The sequence below is a fragment of the Amycolatopsis sp. NPDC057786 genome, assembly GCF_042797905.1.
GTDB lineage: Bacteria > Actinomycetota > Actinomycetes > Mycobacteriales > Pseudonocardiaceae > Amycolatopsis.
On sequence record NZ_JBHVKW010000042.1, the window covers coordinates 1 to 17,389 of the forward strand.

Below are 17,389 nucleotides of genomic sequence, written 5' to 3' on the forward strand. Positions count from 1 at the left end.
TCCCTTCACCGCACGAGACGCGGCCCAAGTGCCATGATGGGGCCTTTCATCGCAAATTTCGCGATGAAAGGCCCCTTCATGGCGTCGGTCTCTCTAGTCCTCGTCCTCGTCCTTCTGGTTCCGCATCGCGATCGGGACCCCGGCCAGGTCCTCTTCGTTGCAGAGAAGTTTCACGTCGTAGTACGGCGAACCCTTGCGGTCGTCGTAGTCGAGATGGACGGCCAGCACATCGACCGGTTCCCCGAGCCACTCCTGAGCCTGGCGTAGCCATGTCGCGCACCGTTCGAGCGCCGTGGGCAGGTCGTCGTCACGGAAGCCCACCGGGCGGTAGGGGACGTCCTGCACCTGATCACGGGGGTTCGAAGGCACCGGCAACGCCGGCGAGAGACCCGAGTCGTCCAGTTCGAGTTGGATCGTTTGCTCAGTCACCCTTCGAGCGTCCCCCAGAGAAGCCGTCTGAGCAAGGCGTACGGCCCTAAAGTCGCCGCTAAACGGGCACTCGCCACACTCCCGAGACCACTTCACGGCAGTTTTGCAAAGCCGTGACGTCCAGCCTGCCTGCACAGGCGAGCGCCCGCAGCGCCAGTTCCGCGTAATGCGCGGCCAGCTGATCCAGGGAAAGCGGCCCCGACGGCGAATACCAGCGCGCGACCCCGCTGCACATCTCCACCAGTGCGAGCCGGGTCACGGAAGGCTGGTCGGTGTGGAAGACGCCCGCCGCGACACCGTCCTCGATGGCGTCCGCCCACAGTCTTTCGTAGGCGTCGCGCAGCCCCACCACTTCCGCCCTGGCACCCGGGGTCAGCGCGTGGACCTCGTTGTCCACCACGCGGGTGTCATCCGGCTGGATGGCGTGTGCGAGCACGTGCAGCGCCACCAGGGAGCCGAGCCGCGACACGGGATCGGTGAGCCCGGCGGTCGCCCGCTCGGCCGCGTCGAGCAGGCGCCGCAGGGACTCGTTCATGATGGCGACCAGCAGATCTTCTTTGGTGCCCATGTAGTGGTACAGGCTGGCGGACGACAGCTCCGCCTCCTGCGCCAGATCCCGGATGCCGGTGCCGTGGAACCCCTTGGCGGCGAACAGTTTCACCGCCGCCTGGCGGACGCGTTCGCGGGTGCTCACAACCATGTTCCGGTGGTCCTGTCCCAGGAACCGGCGCGGAGGTCGCCCGCCTTCTTCAGCTCGCCCTTCGCGACCCGTTCCGACGGTGTCATCGGCAGTTCCGCCGCGATGGCCCAGAACCGGGGAACCTTGAAGTAGGCCAGTTTCGCCGAGCAGAACTCCGCCAGCTCGGCGGGCTCGCACCGGTGCCCCTCGTTCTCGTCGAGGACGATGTACGCCTTGACCTCCTCGCCGCGGATGTCGTCCGGCACCGCGATGACGGCGGCGAGCTTGACCGCCGGGTGCAGTTGCAGCGCCCGTTCGACCTCGTCCGCGGAGATGTTCTCGCCGCTGCGGCGGATCATGTCCTTGGTGCGGCCCACGTAGTACACGCGGCCTTCGGCGTCCATTGTGGCCAGGTCGCCGGTGTGGAACCAGCCGCCGTCGAACGCGCGCCTGGTGGCTTCGGGATCGTCGTGGTAGCCGTGCATCAGGCCGACCCCGCGGATCAGCAGCTCACCGGTTTCCCCGCGTGGCAGCGGTTTCCCGTCCTCGCCGGCGATCATCACCTCGCGCGAGGGTGTCGGCCTGCCGAGGCAGCCGGTGCCGACGGTCTCCTCGTGATCCGCCGGGTACATCCGGATGTCGCCGCCGGTCTCGGTCATGCCGAAAGCCTCGTACCACGGTGTGCCCCAGCGTGCTTCGAGCGCGGCGTGCAGGTCGCGCGGGATGGCCGAAGCGCAGATCGCGCGGACCTGGTGCGCCTTGTCCAGCTCGCTTTCCGGCTGCCGCAGCAGGAGGGTGGGCATCAGGCCGAGGCAGTAGAACCAGGTGACACCGTGTTCGCGGATCTTGTCCCAGAACTTCGACGGATGGAAGCGGTCGAGCACCACCAGGGTCGCGCCGCCCGCGAGCCCCAGCGCGACGTTCCACTGTGGATCGATGTAATGGAACGGTTGCGCGGTCAGGATGACGTCGTCCGTGCCGACCGACGGGTAGTCCGTGGCCAGGCCGGTCGCGAGGGTCGTCCAATACCGGTTCGGCAGCACGCAGCCCTTGGGCGCGCCCGTGGTCCCCGAGGTGTACTGGATGTTGACCGGGCGTTCGGCTTCGCTCGTGAAGACCGGGGCGGTACCGGAGCCGGTGAGTTCGCCGGGCGTGAGCACGCGTTCCAGCGAGGTCTCCGGCGCGATCTTGTCCAGCAGCTCCAGGAATTCCTCGGCGGCGACGGCGAACCTGGCGCCGGAGTGCCGGAGCACGTGGGCGCCGTCGAACTCGCGATATCCGGTGTTGACCGGGACGAGTACCCCGCCGATCTTGGCCAACGCCAGCCACAGCAAGGGGAACTCGGGCTGGTTGCGCAGCATCACCGCGACCCGGTCACCCGGTTCCACCCCGAGCTCCAGCAGCGCGCGGGCGAACTCGGTGCTGCGCGCGTCGACGTCGGCGAACGTGAAGCTCTCCCCGGTGGAGTCGAAGATCCACGCCGTCTTGTCCGGCCAGAGCGCGGCGGCCCTGGTGGTCAGTCCGAGGAGGGTGTCGATCCCGGCGAGCGAGGTCATGTCCGGCTCCGGAAGGCTTCGGCCGAGGCGGCGACCTCGGCGGAGTGCTCGGTGATCAGCGCGTGGCTGACTTCCAGTTCGAGTGCGGCGTCGAGGGAGCTGTCGATGCCGGAATCGAGGGCGCGTTTGGCCATCGTGGCCGCGGCCGCCGGATGCGCGGCGATCTTGGCCGCCCAGGCGAGGGCGGTGTCCATCAGGTCGTCGACGGGCAGGGCGGCGTTGACCAGGCCGAGCCGGGCCGCTTCGGCGCCGCTCACGCGTTCGCCCAGCAGCAGGAGCTCCTTGGCTTTCAGCGGGCCGACCAGCAGCGGCAGCAATCGCGACGCCGCGCCTGTGACGCTCAGGCCCAAGGAGACCTCGGGGAAGGCGAACACCGCGTCTTCGGCGGCGAGGATCAGGTCGCAGCCCATCGCGAACTCGGCGCCCGCGCCGATCGCGTAGCCGTGGACCGCGGCGATGACGGGCTGGCGCAGTCCGCGAAGACGGCGGGTCACGTCCTGTAGCCGGTCGAGCCGGGGGCGTGAGTCACCCTCCGGGGTGGGCTCCTTGAGGTCGTGACCGGCGCAGAACGCCCGCCCCCGGCCGGCAAGCACGACGGCGCGCGCGTCCGATTTGGCGGCCGCGTCGAGGGCCTCCAGCAGGTCGTCGACCAGTTCGGCGACCACCGCGTTGAGCCGCTCCGGGCGGTTCAGCCGGATCACGGCGATGCCGTCGTCGAGTGCGTAGTCCACGGTGCTCATGACAGCGAGCCTAGACGACCGATCGATCGATCGATAGAGTCGGATTCATGCGGGTCGACACGGTCTACGAGAACGCCCGGTTCCTCACTGGAACGGAGGAATCCGTAGCGCTGGCGGCACTGAACGGAAGAATCGTCGCTTTGGGTGACGACGCCGCCGAGCTTTCCGCGAAACGCCGTGTGGATCTCAGTGGCTCGGTCGTCGTGCCCGGATTCCACGACGCGCACAACCACATGGCCTGGTTCGGCATGGCCCTCGACGACGTCGCCCTGTCCGATTGCCGCAGCGTCGACGAGGTGTACGACGCCGTCGCGCGGCGCGCGGCCGAAACCTCGCCGGGCGGCTGGATCATCGGCAGCGGTTACGACCAGAACAAGCTCGTCGGCGGCCATCCGACGCGGCAGGGGCTCGATCGCGCCGCCCCCGGCCACCTCGTGCGGCTCAAGCACACGTCCGGGCATATGACCGTGGTCAACTCCGCGGTACTGGAGCGGCTGGACCTGGGGAACGTGCCGGTGGGCGGCGACGTCGTCCGCGACGAGGACGGTTCGCCGACCGGTCTGCTGCGCGAGCAGGCCCAGCTCATGCTGCGGCCGCTGACCTACCCGACGCCGGTGGAGCGGGTCGTCCGCGGCCTGGACAGGGCGAGCGAGCGGTACCTGGCCGAGGGCATCACCAGTGTCCAGGAGGCCGGGATCGGCGGGGGCCTCGTGGGGGAGACCCCCGCCGAACTCGCCGCGTACCAGCTGGCACGCGAACGCGGGGTGCTGCGCGTGCGGAGCACGGTGATGGTCGCGGCGAGCGTGCTCCACGACCTCGACGCGGGGGCAGGCTTCGGTCTCGACCTGGGGATGCGCACCGGGTTCGGCGACGAATGGCTGCGGCTCGGCGCGATGAAGCTGTTCGCCGACGGATCGCTGATCGGCCGGACCTGCGCGATGCACGAGCCGTTCGCGGGCGAGCCGGGCAACGTCGGCTACTTCCAGGTGCCCGAGGACGAGATCGCGCGGACCATCGCCGCCGCGCACAAGTCGGGCTGGCAGATCGCGACGCACGCCATCGGTGACCGCGCGATCACCGTCGTCCTCGACGCCTACGAGGCCGCGCTCAAGGCCGACCCGCGGCCCGACCACCGGCACCGCATCGAGCACTGCGCGGTGCTGCGGCCAGGGGAACTGAAGCGGCTGGCGTCGCTGGGGCTGATCGCCTCGCCGCAGGGCCGGTTCGTCAACGAGATCGGCGACGGAATGCGGGCCGCGCTGGGCCCCGAACGCGAGCCGTGGTGCTACCGGCTCAAGAGCCTGCTCGACGCGGGATGCGTGCTGCCGGCCAGCTCGGACCGCCCGGTCGTCGAGGGCGCGCCACTGCTCGCGCTGGCCGACATGGTGCGGCGCAAGACCGCGTCCGGCGTCGTACTGGGTCCCGATGAGCGGCTCACGCCCGCCGAAGCCCTGCGCGCGTACACGTACGGATCCGCGTACGCCGCTTTCGCCGAGGAGGACCTGGGCACGCTGGAGGTCGGCAAGCTCGCGGACTTCGCCGTCCTCTCGGCCGACCCGACCGACGAGTCCACTTTGGATTCGATCACCGTCGTCGCCACCGCCGTCGGCGGCGACATCGTCTACGAACGGAGCTGAGACCCATGCCGGTACGGGACGCGGTCGCGGACGACATCGAGGAGATCTGCGCGCTCATCGAGGAGCACGCGGTCTACGAGGACAAACACGATCTGAAGCTCGACAGGCAGGAGATGGCCGGGTTCCTCTTCGGGCCCGACCCGAAGGCCTGGGTGCTGCTGGCCACCCCTCCGGGTGAACCGGACAAGATCGCGGGCTTCGCCTTCTGCAGCTGGAACTTCTCCACCTGGGAGGCCCGGCCGGGGATCTGGCTCGACGACCTCTTCGTGCGCCCGGAACACCGCCGCTTCGGCCTCGGGCGGGAACTGCTCGACGAGCTGAGCGCGCGGACGCCCGGCCGGGTCGAATGGGACATGCAGGAGGGCAACGAGAAGGGCGAGGCGTTCTACGCTCAGCTCGGCGCCGAACCCGTCCCCGGCTGGATCCGGTACCGCTGGCGACCCCACGCTGGGTGAGTCGCAGATGAGCGGCAAGCCGTAAACTCGCACACATGGGTGAAGGGGCAAGCCGCAGGTCGTCGTCCGTGGAGGACTACGTCCGGGTGATCTACGGACTGGTGGAACGCGGTGAGGCCGTCACCAACACGTCGCTGGCCGGACGGCTGGAGGTCAGCCCGTCGTCGGCGTCCGGCATGGTCACCAAGCTGTCCCAGCTCGGGCTGGTCGCGCACGTCCCGTACCGGGGGATCGAGCTGACCACCGACGGCAGGCTGCTCGCCCGCTCGGTGCTCCGCCGCCACCGGCTGATCGAGACGTATCTGGTGTCCGAACTCGGCTACACCTGGGACGAGGTCCACGCCGAGGCCGACGCGCTCGAACACGCGGTGTCGGACAGGCTCGTCGAGCGGATCGCCGCGAAGCTCGGGAACCCGGTGCGAGACCCGCACGGCGACCCGATCCCCGCGCCCGACGGCAGCGTCGAGGAGATGCCGATGCGCATCCTCGACGACCTCCCGCCCGGCGCGGTCGGCGAGATCGTCCGCGTCTGGGACACCGATCCGGAGCTCCTGCGCTACCTCACCGAGCACTCCATCGGCCTCGGCGAGCGGATCGAGGTCGTCGAGCGCCAGCCGTTCGGCGGCCCGATGGTGGTCAAGGTCGGCTCGCCGCCGGACGCGGCGACCCACGCCATCGGCAAGGAGATCGCGCAGGCGCTGTCGGTCGCGCTGCGCTGAGCAGCCCGTGTCCGCCGTGTCCACAGTGGACGAGTACCGGCCGCGGTGGGAATTTTCCCTACGTCTCTGCATAATTACGTCACCCGGCTGCCGCGCCGACAGGTGATCCAAGACCCTTCCGATCATGTGATCCCGCGCCTAGGCTGCGCTATTCCGGGTGGCTAGCGAGCGTACGAAGGCGATGAAGATGACCGGTCAGCGGACACACACCATCGACCGGGGGGTGGCGGAAGGACGTGAACTCAGGCGGCTGCTGGAGACGGGGCCGTTCGCGGACGCCCTCAGGGCGGCGATCAGGGCGCGAGGCCTCGGCCTCGATCGGATCCGGTACCGGCTCAGAGGGCGGGGGTGCTCGGTCAGTCTCGCGACACTGAGCCACTGGCAGTCGGGCCGCTGCCGTCCGGAACGGCCGGAGTCCCTGCTGGTGCTCAAGAATCTCGAGGAGGTCCTCGGGGTGCCGCCGGAGTCCCTGTCACGGCTTCTGGGGCCGCCGCGAGGGCGGGCGGCCCGGTGTACGGTGCCCGGCGAGGGCATCGTGACGCAGCGAGGCCGGGACACATAGGGAGCGCGGGTGCGGGCGGTCGTCTTCGAGGAGTTCGGGGTGCTGCCCGAGGTACGCGAGGTGCCGGATCCGGTCGCGCCGCCGGGCGGGGTGGTGATCGCCGTCGAGGCGACCGGGGTGTGCCGCAGCGACTGGCACTCCTGGCAGGGGCACGACACGTCGGTGAAGCTGCCGCACGTCGCGGGGCACGAACTCGCCGGCCGGATCGCGTCGCTCGGCGAGGGCGTCCGAGGCTGGTCGGCCGGCGACCGGGTGACGGTGCCGTTCGTCTGCGCCTGCGGCACCTGCGCCCAGTGCGCGGCCGGTGACCAGCAGATCTGCGACCGCGAGTTCCAGCCGGGCGCGACCCACTGGGGCTCGTTCGCCGAGTACGTCGCCATCGAAAACGCCGAGGTCAACCTCGTGGCGCTGCCGGACTCGCTCTCCGCGGCCGAAGCGGCGGCGCTGGGCTGCCGGTTCGGGACGGCGTTCCGGGCCGTGCTGCGCCAGGGCGGGGTCCGGCCTGGGCAGCAGGTCGCGGTGTACGGCTGCGGTGGGGTCGGCGTCTCGGCGATCCTGCTGGCCGTCGCGGCCGGTGCGACGGTCGTCGCCGTCGACCCGTCTCCGCAGGCCAGGGCGCTGGCCGTGCGGATGGGGGCTGCTTCGACCGTCGATCCGTCCGCGTTCGAAGCCCACGAAGCCGTGGCTCTCCATGTCCGGGAGTTGACCGGCGGCGGCGCGCACGTCTCCCTCGACTGCCTCGGTTCGCCGACCACCTGTGCCGCCTCGATCGGCAGCCTCCGGAAGCGGGGACGGCACGTCCAGGCCGGGCTGATGCCGCCCGCGCAGGGCATCGCGCCGATCCCGATGCACCGGGTGATCGGCGGGGAGCTGGAGATCGTCGGCATCCACGGGCTGCAAGCGCACGAGTACCCCGAGATGCTGAGGGTGGTGGAGACGGCCGGAATCGACCTCGAAGGCATGATCGGCGACCGGATCGGCCTCGACGACGTCCCCGCGGTGCTGGCGGCGATGAACGACCCGGTGCCCGCGCGGGCCGGGGTGACGGTGGTCGAATTCGCACCGTGACCGGGTGAACGCACCGTGGTCAACCGGCCGATCGGAGTAGTCCGAAAGGTGGCGTCTCCCGGCACTTTGTGGCAGCTTGCTTGGCCGTGACAGTCATGGACGCTCCGTCCCGGCCGCGGTTCGGCAGGTCCGTGCTGCGCTGGTTCGTCGCGGCGGGTGTCCTGGTGCGGGGCCATCGGATCGTCGGCGCGCGCCCTGGCAAACTCGAGGCGTGGACGCGCTGATCCCTCGCCCGCGTACCGAAGTCGCGCCCGGCGCGGTGCATGTTCCCGACTGGCTCGACCTCGACGGGCAACGTCGCCTGGTCGAAGCGTGCCGCGGCTGGCGTGGCTACCGGCGGACGCGGCTGCCGAACGGCGGCGTCATGTCGGTGCGGACGGTCTGCCTCGGCTGGCACTGGCACCCGTACCGGTATTCGAAGGTGACCGCGGACGGCTCCCCGGTGCTGCCGTTCCCCTCGTGGCTGGGCGATCTCGGGCGGCGTGCCGTTTCCGCCGCGTATGGTCCGTCGTCGTACGAGCCGGACATCGCGCTGGTGAACTTCTACGACTCCGCGGCGAAGATGGGCCTGCACCAGGACAAGGACGAGGCTTCGCTGGAACCCGTCGTGTCGCTGAGCCTGGGGGACGCTTGCGTTTTCCGGTTCGGGAACACGGTCGATCGCGGGCGGCCGTACACGGATGTGGATCTCCGGTCGGGGGATCTGTTCGTGTTCGGCGGGGAGTCCCGGCTGGCCTTCCACGGGGTGCCTCGGATCCTGGCGGGGACCGCTGATCCGGCGCTGGGGCTGGTGGGGCGATTGAACATCACTTTGCGGGTATCGGGACTCGTCAGTGGTCAGGACGGTTCTATTGAGGGGTAAGGCAAAGGTGGTGTAGGGGTTCACCGCGCTCTGCCGGTCCGTGAAGGCCTCCTCGCCTACCCTGAGGGTAGGGAAGGAGGCCTTCACGGGCTTCCAACCTGTCGAACGTGTCGTGAAAGCCACTTTCGGGACATCAGGCGTCGCGAACGTGGCTTTCGCGACACGGGCGCCGGCGGCGAGGTGGTCGGCGCGGGTGAGTGGCCGGGGCGAAGGCTCCCTTCACCACATTAGACGCGGCGAAGGGAGCCTTCAGCCCACCACCGGCCCCGCCCGCGACCACGACGCCTTTGACTTACCCCTCAAAGAGAACCGTCCTCACCACTCACGAGAGCCGGAACCGCACCCGCTGCCCCGGCCGCACCTGCGCGGCCAGATCCAGATCCGCTTCCTCCACCACCGCGATCACCGGGTAGCCCCCGGTCACCGGATGGTCGGCCAGGAACAGGATCGGCTGCCCCGAAGGAGGGACCTGCACCGCGCCCGGCACGGCGGCTTCGGGCGGCAACTCGCCGCCACGCGCCCGCGACAGCACGCGACCCTCGAGCCGTACACCCACCCGATCGACGTCGGCGGTGGCGACGTAACCGGAGGAGACCAAAGTGGACAGTGCGCCGGGAACGAACCACGAAACCCGAGGCCCCGGAGTGACCCGCAGAACGGGGACGCCGGGCAAGGGAGCGCGAGGGGCGAGATCCACCCCGGGATGGGCCAGCACCTCCTGTCCCACCGGCAGGGTCATCCCCGCCGAAAGCGCGGGCGGGCCGAGTTCGCCGAGGGTGTCGGTCGCCCGCGCGCCCAGCACCGGAGGGACGTCGACGCCGCCACGCACCGCGACATAGCAACGCAAACCGTGAGCAGCCATCCCGAGAACGAGTTCGTCGCCGGGGCCGACCGGGATCGGCGCGTCCGAACCGAAAGCCCGTCCGCCGACGGTGATCGAGCAGGGCGCGCCGGTGACGGCGACGGTCGCCGGAGCCGGGAACCGCAGGACGAGACCGCCGAGAACGCATTCCAGGGCCGCGTGGCTCTCGGGGTTCCCGACCAGCCGGTTCGCCAGCCGCAGCGAACCGCGGTCGGCGGCGCCGGACCGGCCGACGCCGATCGCGGCCAGCCCCGGCCGTCCGAGGTCCTGCACGGTGGTGAAGACCCCGGGGTGGATCACTTCGATCTTCGCGGTCATGAAGTGAACCGGATCCTGGTGCCGGGCGCCAGCAGGTTCGGCGGCTGCCGCTCGACGTCCCACACCGGCAGGGTGGTCCGCCCGATCAGCTGCCAGCCGCCGGGCGAGGCGTTCGGGTACACCGCCGTGTATTCGCCCGCGATCGCGACCGAACCGGCGGGCACCCGCGTGCGCGGGCTCGTTCGGCGCGGCAGGTGCAGCGCGGGGTCGAGCCCGGTCAGGTAGGCGAATCCGGGCGCGAAGCCGCAGAACGCCGAGACGTAGGTCCCGTCCTCGTGCCGCCGGACGACCGCTTCCGCCGACATGCCCGCGGCGGCCGCGACGTCGGCGAGGTCCGGGCCGTCGTAGCGCACCGGCACGACGATCTCGGCGGCCTCGCGCGGTTCGACGTCCACTGTGGACCGATCGAGGACGTCGCCGGCGAGCCGGTCGTGATGGGTCCGGCCGGGGTCGAACCGGATGAGCAGGGTCCGCGCGGCGGGGACCAGCTCGACGACGCCGTCCGGCGGGTCCTGCTCCAGTGACGCGTGCAGCCCGAGCACCTCCGACGGATCGTCGAAGTCGACCATGGCCGCACGCGCCCCATAGGGCAGCACGCGCATCACGCGGCCTCGATGAAGGGTCCGATGTGGACACCGGCGGCGTCGAGTCCGGCGCGGATCCGCCGTGCCAGTTCGACGGCGCCGGGCGTGTCGCCGTGCACGCACAGTGAATGCGGTCGAAGAGCCAGCTCGGTCCCGTCGGCGGCGACGACCTTGCCGGTGGTCGCCATCGTGACCGCCCGGGAGGCGACCTCGTCGGCGTCGTGGAGGACTGCGCCGGGCAGTTTCCGGGAGACCAGGAGGCCTTCGGGCGTGTACGCGCGGTCCGCGAAGGCCTCGGCGTACGCGGGGAGCCCGGCCTTTTCGGCCTGTTCGGCCATTTCCGATCCCGGCGGGCACAGCAGCGCGAGCCCGGGATGGAACCGCCGGATCCCTTCGACCACCGCGGCCGCCTGCTCCGGATCCACCGCGGCCGTGTTGTACAACGCCCCGTGCGGTTTGACGTACCGCACCCGTGAGCCCGCCGCGCGGGCGAACGCGTCCAGCGCGCCGATCTGGTAGAGCACGTCGTCGGCGAGGTCGGCGGGGGCGACGTCCATCGCCCGCCGCCCGAATCCGGCGAGATCGCGGTAGGCGACGTGCGCGCCGATGACGACACCTCGCTCCGCCGCGCGCTCGCAGACACGCCGCATCACCGACGGGTCGCCGGCATGGAAGCCGCACGCGACGTTCGCGCTGGTGACGATGTCGAGCATGGCGTCGTCGTCGCCCATCTTCCAGGCGCCGAAACCCTCGCCCAAATCGCTGTTGAGATCCATCAGGCCACCCTGAACTCACTGTCGAGCTTGTCGGTCACGAACATGTAGCCCGGCGCGTGCGTGATCGCGAACGGTGGCCGCGAGGCCATCAGCGCCGCCTGCGGGGTCACGCCGCACGCCCAGAACACCGGCACGTCACCGGGTTCCGCGTCGACCGGGTCGCCGAAATCGGGCTTGCCGAGATCGGTGATGCCGAGCGCGCCCGGGTCGCCGATGTGCACCGGCGCACCGTGCACGGCGGGCATCCCGCGGGTGATGCGCACGGCGTCGTCCACGCGGTCTTCGGGGATCTGCCGCATCGAGACGACCATGGGGCCGTGCAGGCGCCCGGCCGGGACGCATTCGCGGTTCGTCACGTACATCGCCACGTTGCGGCCCTGGTCGACGTGCCGCAACGGGATGCCCTTCGCGGCCAGCGCCGATTCGAAGGTGAAGCTGCAGCCGATCGAGAACGCGACCATGTCGCTGCGCCACAGCCCGCTCGCGTCCGTGAGTTCGCCGGACAGCGCGCCGTTCTGCCACACGCGGTACCGCGGCAGGTCGGTGCGCAGATCCGCGCCGGGCGCCAGCCGCGTCGCCGGGTCGCCGGGATCGCTGACGTCGAGCACCGGACAGGGCTGCGGGTTCCGCTGGCAGAACAGCAGGACGTCGTAGGCCCAGTCCTCGGGGACGGCGATCAGGTTGGTCTGGGTGAAGCCGTTCGCCCAGCCGGTGGTCGGGCGGGCCGTGCCCGCGCGGAACAGGGCGCGGGCCTCGCCGGGGGACAACGTCGCCGGTTCGTCGAAGGTGGTCATCGCGGTGCCTCCTCTTCCGATTGTGGTCACAGAAGTTCGCGGCCGCGAGTCTCGGGCAGGCCGAGCAGCGCCAGTACGGCGATGCCGTAGCCGACCGCGCCGAACACCATCGCGCCGCCCGCGCCGAGGAAACCGACCACGGCGGGGAAGGTGGCGCCGATGGCCCGGCCGAGGTTGTAGGTGAAGCCCTGCCCGGTCCCGCGCAGCGCCGACGGGTACAGCTCGGCGAGGAAGGCGCCGAACCCGCTGAAGATCGCGGACATCGAGAACCCGAGCGGGAAGCCGAGGAACAGCACGAGTGTGTTCGCGCCCGCCGGGATCTGCGTGTACGCGACGATGAGACCCGCCGACAGCACCGAGAACAGCAGAAACGTCTTCTTGCGCCCCAAGAGGTCCGTGAGATAGCCGCCGGTGACGTACCCGATGAACGCGCCGGAGATCAGGAACGCGAGATAGCCACCGGTCCCGATGACGGTGAGGCCGCGGGTGGTCTTGAGGTAGCTGGGCAGCCAGGTCGCGAGGGTGTAGTAGCCGCCCTGGACACCGGTGGCGAGGAGCGCGGCGAAGAACGTCGTGCGCAGCAGGTCCGGTTTGAAGATGCCCGCCAGCGAACCGCGTTCCTTCTTCGTGGCGCGGGCCGCTTCGGCGACGGGCGCGTCCTGGACGTTGCGGCGGACCCACAGCACCAGCAGCGCGGGGATGACGCCGGTCCAGAACATGACCCGCCAGGCGATGTCCGGGCTCCAGATACTGAAGACGACGGTGTAGACGACGACCGAGAGCGCCCAGCCGACCGCCCACGCGCTCTGCACGAAGGCGACCGTGCGGCCGCGGTACTTCGCCTGCGAGTACTCCGCCACCAGCGCGGCGCCGGCGGCCCATTCGCCACCGAAGCCGAGGCCCTGCAGGGCGCGGAAGACCAGGAGCGTCTCGAAGTTCGGCGCGAACCCGCAGAGCACGGTGAAGATCGTGTACATCGCGATGGTGAGCTGGAGGGTGCGAACGCGGCCGATGCGGTCGGCCAGAATTCCCGCGCCGATCCCGCCGATCGCCGAAACCACCAGCGTCGTGGTGCCGAGCAGGCCCGCCTCGCCGCCGGAGAGGCCGTAGTAGGCGGTGATCGCGGCAAGGCCCAGCGGCAGGGTCTGGTAGTCGAACGAATCGAGCCCGTATCCGCCGAACGCGCCGACGAAGGCCCGGCGGCCTCGCGAACCGAGCGTGCGGAACCAGGCGAAGGGGCGTGTGTCTTCGGTAGTGGCTGTCGCGTTCATCGGCACCTCCAGAGGGTGAATCTCAGGGTGGCACGGGTCACATGGTTAGCCACTGTAGGTATTGTTCAACAATTCCACAAGGGGATCCTTGGCTGAGCCTCTTGTGTCTAGGTAGGATCGGTCACGTGACGATCGCGGAGGGTGGTCCTGCCTCGGTAGAAGGACTCGAGGCGGATCGCGGCATGATCAGCCGGACCAGTACGGCCGAACGGGTCGCGGGCGTCCTCCGCACGCGTATCGCGGAAGGCTTCTTCCTGCCCGGCGTCCGGCTGTCGGAGCAGGACATCGGCTCGGCGCTCGGCGTCTCCCGCAACACACTGCGCGAGGCGTTCCGCCTGCTCACGCACGAACGCCTGCTGACCCACGAGCTCAACCGCGGTGTCTTCGTGCGGGTGCTGCCGGTCGAGGACGTCGTCGACCTCTACAAGGTTCGCAAGGTCGTCGAGTGCTCCGCGGTGCGGGCGGTGACGGAGAAGCCGCCGACGTTCGGGAAGCTCGCGCGTCTCGTCGAGGACGGCAGGGTCGCCGAGCGGAGTGAACGTTGGCAAGACCTCGGCACCGCGAACATCCGGTTCCATTCGGCGATCGCCGAGCTGAGCGGCAGCGAACGGATCGACGAGCTGATGCGCGGCATCCTCGCCGAGCTGCGGCTGGTGTTCCACATGATGGCCGACCCGCGGCGCTTCCACGAGCCGTACCTCAAGCGCAACGCGGAGATCCTCGAGCGTATCGAGGCAGGCGACGGCCTTGGCGCCGAAAAGCTCCTCGCGCAGTACCTCACCGACGCCGAAAACCAACTGGTCGAGGCCTACGCCGAGCGCACCCCCTGACGCGTTTAGTCCTCTGAATGCGGTAGTTCGGGGTGCGAACCACCGCATTCAGAGGACTAAACGCGAGACGGGGCTAGGGGGTGACCCACTTCTGGTTGGCGGCGCCGGTGCAGGACCAGATCTGGAGCCGGGTGCCGTTGGCCGAGGAGTTCCCGGTGGCGTCCAGGCATTTCCCCGAACCGGAGTTCACCAGGTCGCGTGAGGCATTGGCCGCCCATCGCTGATTCGGTCCGCCCGCGCAGTCCCACAGTTGCAGCGGCGCGCCGTCCGCCGTGGACATCCCGGTGACGTCGAGGCATTTGCCCAGCGCCCGCACCGTGCCGTCCGACTGGAACGACCACTGCTGCGCGCCCGAACCGTTGCAGTCGTACAGCTGCACCGCCGTCCCGTTGGCGCTGTTCGCCCCGGCGACGTCGACGCATTTGTCGCCGAGCCCGGTGATCGCGCCGGTGCGGACGCCGCCGCCCGATTGCGTCCCCGACCACGTGAACGTCGCCGACGTCGAAGCGGGCAGGGTATACGTGAAGGACTGCCCGCCCCAGTTGACGCGCACGTTCTGGCTCGCGCCGCTGGTGTTGTACGCGATCAGCGCCTTCGACCCGTCCGGGTTCTTCCAAGCGACGTTACGCACCGCGGAGTTGTCGTTGGACGAGATCCGGTACGCGCCCGGCTTCACGAACTTCGTCAGGTGACCCATCGTGTAGTACTCGACGGTGTAGTCGACCTGCCCGTGCCGCGAATCTCCATTGTGGACGGTGATGAGGCCCGTGCACGTGCCGCAGCCGCCGTTGTGCGGCCCCATGTTCTGGTCCACCGCGAGGCTCCACTTGATGAAGCTCTTGCTCCAGTTCCGCGTGTAGTCGACGATGTTCGCCATGTCTTCGGCCTGCTGATGACTCACCCACGTCCCGCCCGAATGCTCCGTGCTGTACGCGGGCACGTTCGGGTACTGGTTGTGCACCGCGGTCTGCTGGGCGACGTCGCCGCCGTAGCCGTGCCAGGCCATCCCGCCGAAGTTCGGGTCGTCGCGGATCGACGCGTCGTCCATCGTGGGAGCGCCGAATTCCGCGTACTTGTCCCAGTTCCAGTCCAGCGCGAGGACCTTTGTGGACAGTCCCGAGGAACGAAGCGCGGGCAGCAGGTTCGTCTTCGTGAAGTACTGGAGACCCGTACCGTTCCAGTTCATCGACGGATAGCTCGCGCAGCAGGTCGGCTCGTTCTGCACCGACACGTAATGGATCGGCACTCCCTGCGCCTGGTACGCCTGGATGTACTTGACGAAGTACTGCGCATAGACCGGGTAGTACTCGGCCTTCAGCCAGCCCAGTTTGAAGTTCCCGTTGTCCTTCATCCACGGCGGCGCGCTCCACGGCGACGCCATCACCTTGGTCGCCGGATTGATCTCTCGCGCCTGCTTGGTCAGCGGCAGGATGCTGTCGAGATCGTGGCCGATCGAGAACTTCGCCAGGCTCGGATCGGTCTGCCCGGCGGGGAGATCGTCGAACGAGTAGCTGAACCGCGCCAGATCCGAGGAACCGAGCGGGTTGCGGATGAAGTTGACACCGATCCCCGAAACGGGATCGAACAGCTTCCGCATGGTCTCGTCGCGGGTCGCCTGCGACAACGCGCCGCTGCCCTTCATCAGCCACGCCGCGGTGTCGGTGAACGACGCGCCCGCGCCCTCGAACTGCTGGTACGTCGTGTTCTCGTCGACGGTGATGGTCTGCTGGCCGGTCCCCGTGCCCGCGGCGAAGGTGACCGGTGACTGCTGCTGGAGCCCGCGCGTGACGTTCACCCCGCGCGAGTCGTTCGTGGTGGTGAGCCAGATGTTCACGGTTTCCCCGGCGGCTCGCGCCGGGGTCGCGACGAGCGTGGCCGCCGCGATCACCGCGGCGCCGAGCAACGGCAGCCGCTTCACGGCGTCGTCCACTTCTGGTTCGCGCCACCGCCGCAGGTCCAGATCTGGAGTCTCGTTCCGTTCGCGGAGCTGTTTCCGGTGGCGTCGAGGCACTTGTTCGCCTGCGGGTTCACGATGTCGCGCGCACCACTGATCGCCCATTTCTGCGCGCCGGATCCGTTGCAGTCCCACAGCTGCACGGCCGTGCCGTCCGCGGTCCCGCCGCCGGAGACGTCCATGCACTTGCCGAGCGCGCGGATCGTGCCGTCGCCGCCGATGGTCCAGTTCTGCGCGGCGTTGCCGTTGCAGTCGGTGATCTGGATCGGGGTGCCGTTGGCGGTGTTCGCGCCCGCGACGTCGACGCATTTGCCGCCGATACCGGTGATCCGCCCGGTGCGCCCGGCGGTCTCGCTGGAAGTGACGTGCACGTAGTCGACGACGAGACGCTGCGGGAAGACCGTGCTGGAGTTCGGGTCGCCGGGCCAGTAGCCGCCGACGGCGAGGTTCAGGATCAGGTAGAAGGGATGGTCGAAGACCCAGCGGTTGCCGTTGAGGTCGGCGGGGGTTCGGGTCTGGTAGAGGTTGCCGTCCACGTACCACTTGATCTGGTTCGGCGCCCAGTCGACGGCGTAGGTGTGGAAGTCGTCGGAGAAGTTGGGGCCGTTGTAGGCCGCGCCGATGCCGCCCGCGCCCGAGTAACCGGGGCCATGGAGGGTGCCGTGCACCGTGTTCGGCTCGAAGCCGACGTTCTCCATGATGTCGATCTCGCCGCTGTTGGGCCAGCCGACGTTGCCGATGTCGGCGCCGAGCATCCAGAACGCGGGCCACATCCCCTGCCCGCGCGGCAGTTTCATCCGCGCTTCGAACCGGCCGTACGTCTGGGTGAACTGGCCCTGCGTGGATAGCCGCGCCGAGGTGTATTCGCAGCGCCCGTACCAGCAGTTGTAGTTGCCCGGGTTCTCCTTCTTCGCGGTGATGACCAGGTTGCCCTGGCCGTCGAGCGCCGCGTTGTTCGTCCCGGACGTGTACCACTGCCGCTCGTGGTTGTTGACGTTGTCGCCGGTCTCGAAATGCCACTTCGACGTGTCGATACCCGCACCGGCGGGGCCGGTGAAGTCGTCGGTGAAGGTCGCGGCCGTGACCGCGGCCTCGGAAGCCGGAGCCTGGGCGGTGGCCGGGAGTGAGCCGAGCAGGACGCCGGCGGCGAGGAGCGCCGCCCAGCGAAAACGGGAGGAGATGGACATCGTTGTCGCCTCTCTTCGCAGGCAGAGAACTACTTTGTTGTGCCTGACAACAAAGTATGCATGGTCTCTACCACTGCGACAAGACGTATTTTTCAGCCTCGAATTA

At 69.4% G+C, this 17,389-nt stretch carries 19 protein-coding genes; 8 read left to right on the forward strand and 11 right to left on the reverse strand.

The genetic code is table 11. The annotated features are described in order from the left end of the window. Positions 1-93 precede the first annotated feature (93 nt). The 4 genes from ACFVM3_RS21755 to ACFVM3_RS21770 are packed head-to-tail and all read right to left on the reverse strand — an operon-like array spanning position 94 to position 3,404. Positions 94-429 (reverse strand): hypothetical protein, encoded by a 336-nt coding sequence (locus ACFVM3_RS21755; RefSeq protein WP_034308634.1) that lies wholly within the window; start codon positions 427-429, stop codon positions 94-96. 58 nt (positions 430-487) lie between these two features. Beyond that, a complete protein-coding gene (locus ACFVM3_RS21760) occupies positions 488-1,129 on the reverse strand; it encodes a TetR/AcrR family transcriptional regulator (RefSeq protein ID WP_378441189.1) in 642 nt (213 codons plus the stop codon). After that, positions 1,120-2,664 (reverse strand): ATP-dependent acyl-CoA ligase, encoded by a 1,545-nt coding sequence (locus ACFVM3_RS21765; protein ID WP_378441191.1) that lies wholly within the window; start codon positions 2,662-2,664, stop codon positions 1,120-1,122. Before ACFVM3_RS21765 ends, ACFVM3_RS21760 begins: the two co-directional genes overlap by 10 nt. Next, positions 2,661-3,404 (reverse strand): enoyl-CoA hydratase/isomerase family protein, encoded by a 744-nt coding sequence (locus tag ACFVM3_RS21770; RefSeq protein WP_378441193.1) that lies wholly within the window; start codon positions 3,402-3,404, stop codon positions 2,661-2,663. Before ACFVM3_RS21770 ends, ACFVM3_RS21765 begins: the two co-directional genes overlap by 4 nt. A gap of 47 nt (positions 3,405-3,451) precedes the next feature. On the opposite strand from ACFVM3_RS21770, the gene ACFVM3_RS21775 reads away from it, so the two are divergent. The 7 genes from ACFVM3_RS21775 (at position 3,452) to ACFVM3_RS21805 (ending at position 8,707) form a co-directional block, all read left to right on the forward strand. Continuing rightward, positions 3,452-5,041, forward strand: coding sequence for an amidohydrolase (locus ACFVM3_RS21775; protein ID WP_378441195.1), 1,590 nt, complete (start codon positions 3,452-3,454; stop codon positions 5,039-5,041). A 5-nt stretch (positions 5,042-5,046) separates the two neighbouring features. Further along, positions 5,047-5,496 (forward strand): GNAT family N-acetyltransferase, encoded by a 450-nt coding sequence (locus tag ACFVM3_RS21780; protein ID WP_378441197.1) that lies wholly within the window; start codon positions 5,047-5,049, stop codon positions 5,494-5,496. A 35-nt stretch (positions 5,497-5,531) separates the two neighbouring features. Beyond that, on the forward strand, positions 5,532-6,215 hold the full coding sequence (locus ACFVM3_RS21785; protein ID WP_192743702.1) for a metal-dependent transcriptional regulator: 684 nt from the start codon (positions 5,532-5,534) through the stop codon (positions 6,213-6,215). A 181-nt stretch (positions 6,216-6,396) separates the two neighbouring features. Beyond that, positions 6,397-6,777, forward strand: a complete 381-nt coding sequence (locus tag ACFVM3_RS21790) for a transcriptional regulator (RefSeq protein WP_378441287.1) — start codon at positions 6,397-6,399, stop codon at positions 6,775-6,777. Between the two features lie 9 nt (positions 6,778-6,786). Beyond that, positions 6,787-7,845, forward strand: a complete 1,059-nt coding sequence (locus tag ACFVM3_RS21795; RefSeq protein ID WP_378441199.1) for an alcohol dehydrogenase catalytic domain-containing protein — start codon at positions 6,787-6,789, stop codon at positions 7,843-7,845. Positions 7,846-7,931: 86 nt separating this feature from the next. After that, positions 7,932-8,069 carry a hypothetical protein gene (locus tag ACFVM3_RS21800; protein ID WP_378441298.1) on the forward strand — a complete coding sequence of 46 codons (138 nt, stop codon included), beginning with the start codon at positions 7,932-7,934 and terminating at the stop codon, positions 8,067-8,069. Beyond that, positions 8,057-8,707 (forward strand): alpha-ketoglutarate-dependent dioxygenase AlkB family protein, encoded by a 651-nt coding sequence (locus ACFVM3_RS21805; RefSeq protein WP_378441201.1) that lies wholly within the window; start codon positions 8,057-8,059, stop codon positions 8,705-8,707. The genes ACFVM3_RS21800 and ACFVM3_RS21805 overlap by 13 nt, the downstream gene beginning before the upstream one ends. A 322-nt stretch (positions 8,708-9,029) precedes the next feature. Here the strand turns inward: ACFVM3_RS21805 and ACFVM3_RS21810 are convergent, their stop codons facing one another. From ACFVM3_RS21810 to ACFVM3_RS21830, 5 genes are read right to left on the reverse strand one after another with little or no spacing between them, the layout of a single operon-like run. Continuing rightward, complete coding sequence (locus ACFVM3_RS21810) at positions 9,030-9,887, reverse strand: biotin-dependent carboxyltransferase family protein (RefSeq protein WP_378441203.1); 858 nt, start codon at positions 9,885-9,887, stop codon at positions 9,030-9,032. After that, entirely contained in the window at positions 9,884-10,489 is a 606-nt protein-coding gene (locus ACFVM3_RS21815; RefSeq protein WP_378441205.1) for an allophanate hydrolase subunit 1, read from the reverse strand. Before ACFVM3_RS21815 ends, ACFVM3_RS21810 begins: the two co-directional genes overlap by 4 nt. Beyond that, positions 10,489-11,247 carry a LamB/YcsF family protein gene (locus tag ACFVM3_RS21820; RefSeq protein ID WP_378441207.1) on the reverse strand — a complete coding sequence of 253 codons (759 nt, stop codon included), beginning with the start codon at positions 11,245-11,247 and terminating at the stop codon, positions 10,489-10,491. The genes ACFVM3_RS21815 and ACFVM3_RS21820 overlap by 1 nt, the downstream gene beginning before the upstream one ends. Then, on the reverse strand, positions 11,247-12,041 hold the full coding sequence (locus ACFVM3_RS21825) for a putative hydro-lyase (RefSeq protein WP_378441209.1): 795 nt from the start codon (positions 12,039-12,041) through the stop codon (positions 11,247-11,249). The genes ACFVM3_RS21820 and ACFVM3_RS21825 overlap by 1 nt, the downstream gene beginning before the upstream one ends. A 26-nt stretch (positions 12,042-12,067) precedes the next feature. Next, positions 12,068-13,312 (reverse strand): MFS transporter, encoded by a 1,245-nt coding sequence (locus ACFVM3_RS21830; protein ID WP_126730590.1) that lies wholly within the window; start codon positions 13,310-13,312, stop codon positions 12,068-12,070. 182 nt (positions 13,313-13,494) lie between these two features. On the opposite strand from ACFVM3_RS21830, the gene ACFVM3_RS21835 reads away from it, so the two are divergent. After that, complete coding sequence (locus tag ACFVM3_RS21835) at positions 13,495-14,142, forward strand: GntR family transcriptional regulator (RefSeq protein ID WP_378441289.1); 648 nt, start codon at positions 13,495-13,497, stop codon at positions 14,140-14,142. Between the two features lie 73 nt (positions 14,143-14,215). On the opposite strand, the gene ACFVM3_RS21840 is transcribed toward ACFVM3_RS21835, so the two are convergent. Then, complete coding sequence (locus ACFVM3_RS21840) at positions 14,216-16,072, reverse strand: ricin-type beta-trefoil lectin domain protein (protein ID WP_378441210.1); 1,857 nt, start codon at positions 16,070-16,072, stop codon at positions 14,216-14,218. Beyond that, positions 16,057-17,283 (reverse strand): RICIN domain-containing protein, encoded by a 1,227-nt coding sequence (locus ACFVM3_RS21845; RefSeq protein WP_378441212.1) that lies wholly within the window; start codon positions 17,281-17,283, stop codon positions 16,057-16,059. The genes ACFVM3_RS21840 and ACFVM3_RS21845 overlap by 16 nt, the downstream gene beginning before the upstream one ends. Positions 17,284-17,389: the final 106 nt, after the last annotated feature.

Coding starts and splice junctions, on each gene's coding strand:
- ACFVM3_RS21760 (WP_378441189.1), bottom strand. CDS start 1,129: ATGGTTGTGAGCACCCGCGAACGCGTCCGCCAGGCGGCGGTGAAACTG.
- ACFVM3_RS21765 (WP_378441191.1), bottom strand. CDS start 2,664: ATGACCTCGCTCGCCGGGATCGACACCCTCCTCGGACTGACCACCAGG.
- ACFVM3_RS21770 (WP_378441193.1), bottom strand. CDS start 3,404: ATGAGCACCGTGGACTACGCACTCGACGACGGCATCGCCGTGATCCGG.
- ACFVM3_RS21775 (WP_378441195.1), top strand. CDS start 3,452: ATGCGGGTCGACACGGTCTACGAGAACGCCCGGTTCCTCACTGGAACG.
- ACFVM3_RS21780 (WP_378441197.1), top strand. CDS start 5,047: ATGCCGGTACGGGACGCGGTCGCGGACGACATCGAGGAGATCTGCGCG.
- ACFVM3_RS21785 (WP_192743702.1), top strand. CDS start 5,532: ATGGGTGAAGGGGCAAGCCGCAGGTCGTCGTCCGTGGAGGACTACGTC.
- ACFVM3_RS21790 (WP_378441287.1), top strand. CDS start 6,397: ATGAAGATGACCGGTCAGCGGACACACACCATCGACCGGGGGGTGGCG.
- ACFVM3_RS21810 (WP_378441203.1), bottom strand. CDS start 9,887: ATGACCGCGAAGATCGAAGTGATCCACCCCGGGGTCTTCACCACCGTG.
- ACFVM3_RS21815 (WP_378441205.1), bottom strand. CDS start 10,489: ATGCGCGTGCTGCCCTATGGGGCGCGTGCGGCCATGGTCGACTTCGAC.
- ACFVM3_RS21820 (WP_378441207.1), bottom strand. CDS start 11,247: ATGGATCTCAACAGCGATTTGGGCGAGGGTTTCGGCGCCTGGAAGATG.
- ACFVM3_RS21825 (WP_378441209.1), bottom strand. CDS start 12,041: ATGACCACCTTCGACGAACCGGCGACGTTGTCCCCCGGCGAGGCCCGC.
- ACFVM3_RS21830 (WP_126730590.1), bottom strand. CDS start 13,312: ATGAACGCGACAGCCACTACCGAAGACACACGCCCCTTCGCCTGGTTC.
- ACFVM3_RS21835 (WP_378441289.1), top strand. CDS start 13,495: ATGATCAGCCGGACCAGTACGGCCGAACGGGTCGCGGGCGTCCTCCGC.
- ACFVM3_RS21845 (WP_378441212.1), bottom strand. CDS start 17,283: ATGTCCATCTCCTCCCGTTTTCGCTGGGCGGCGCTCCTCGCCGCCGGC.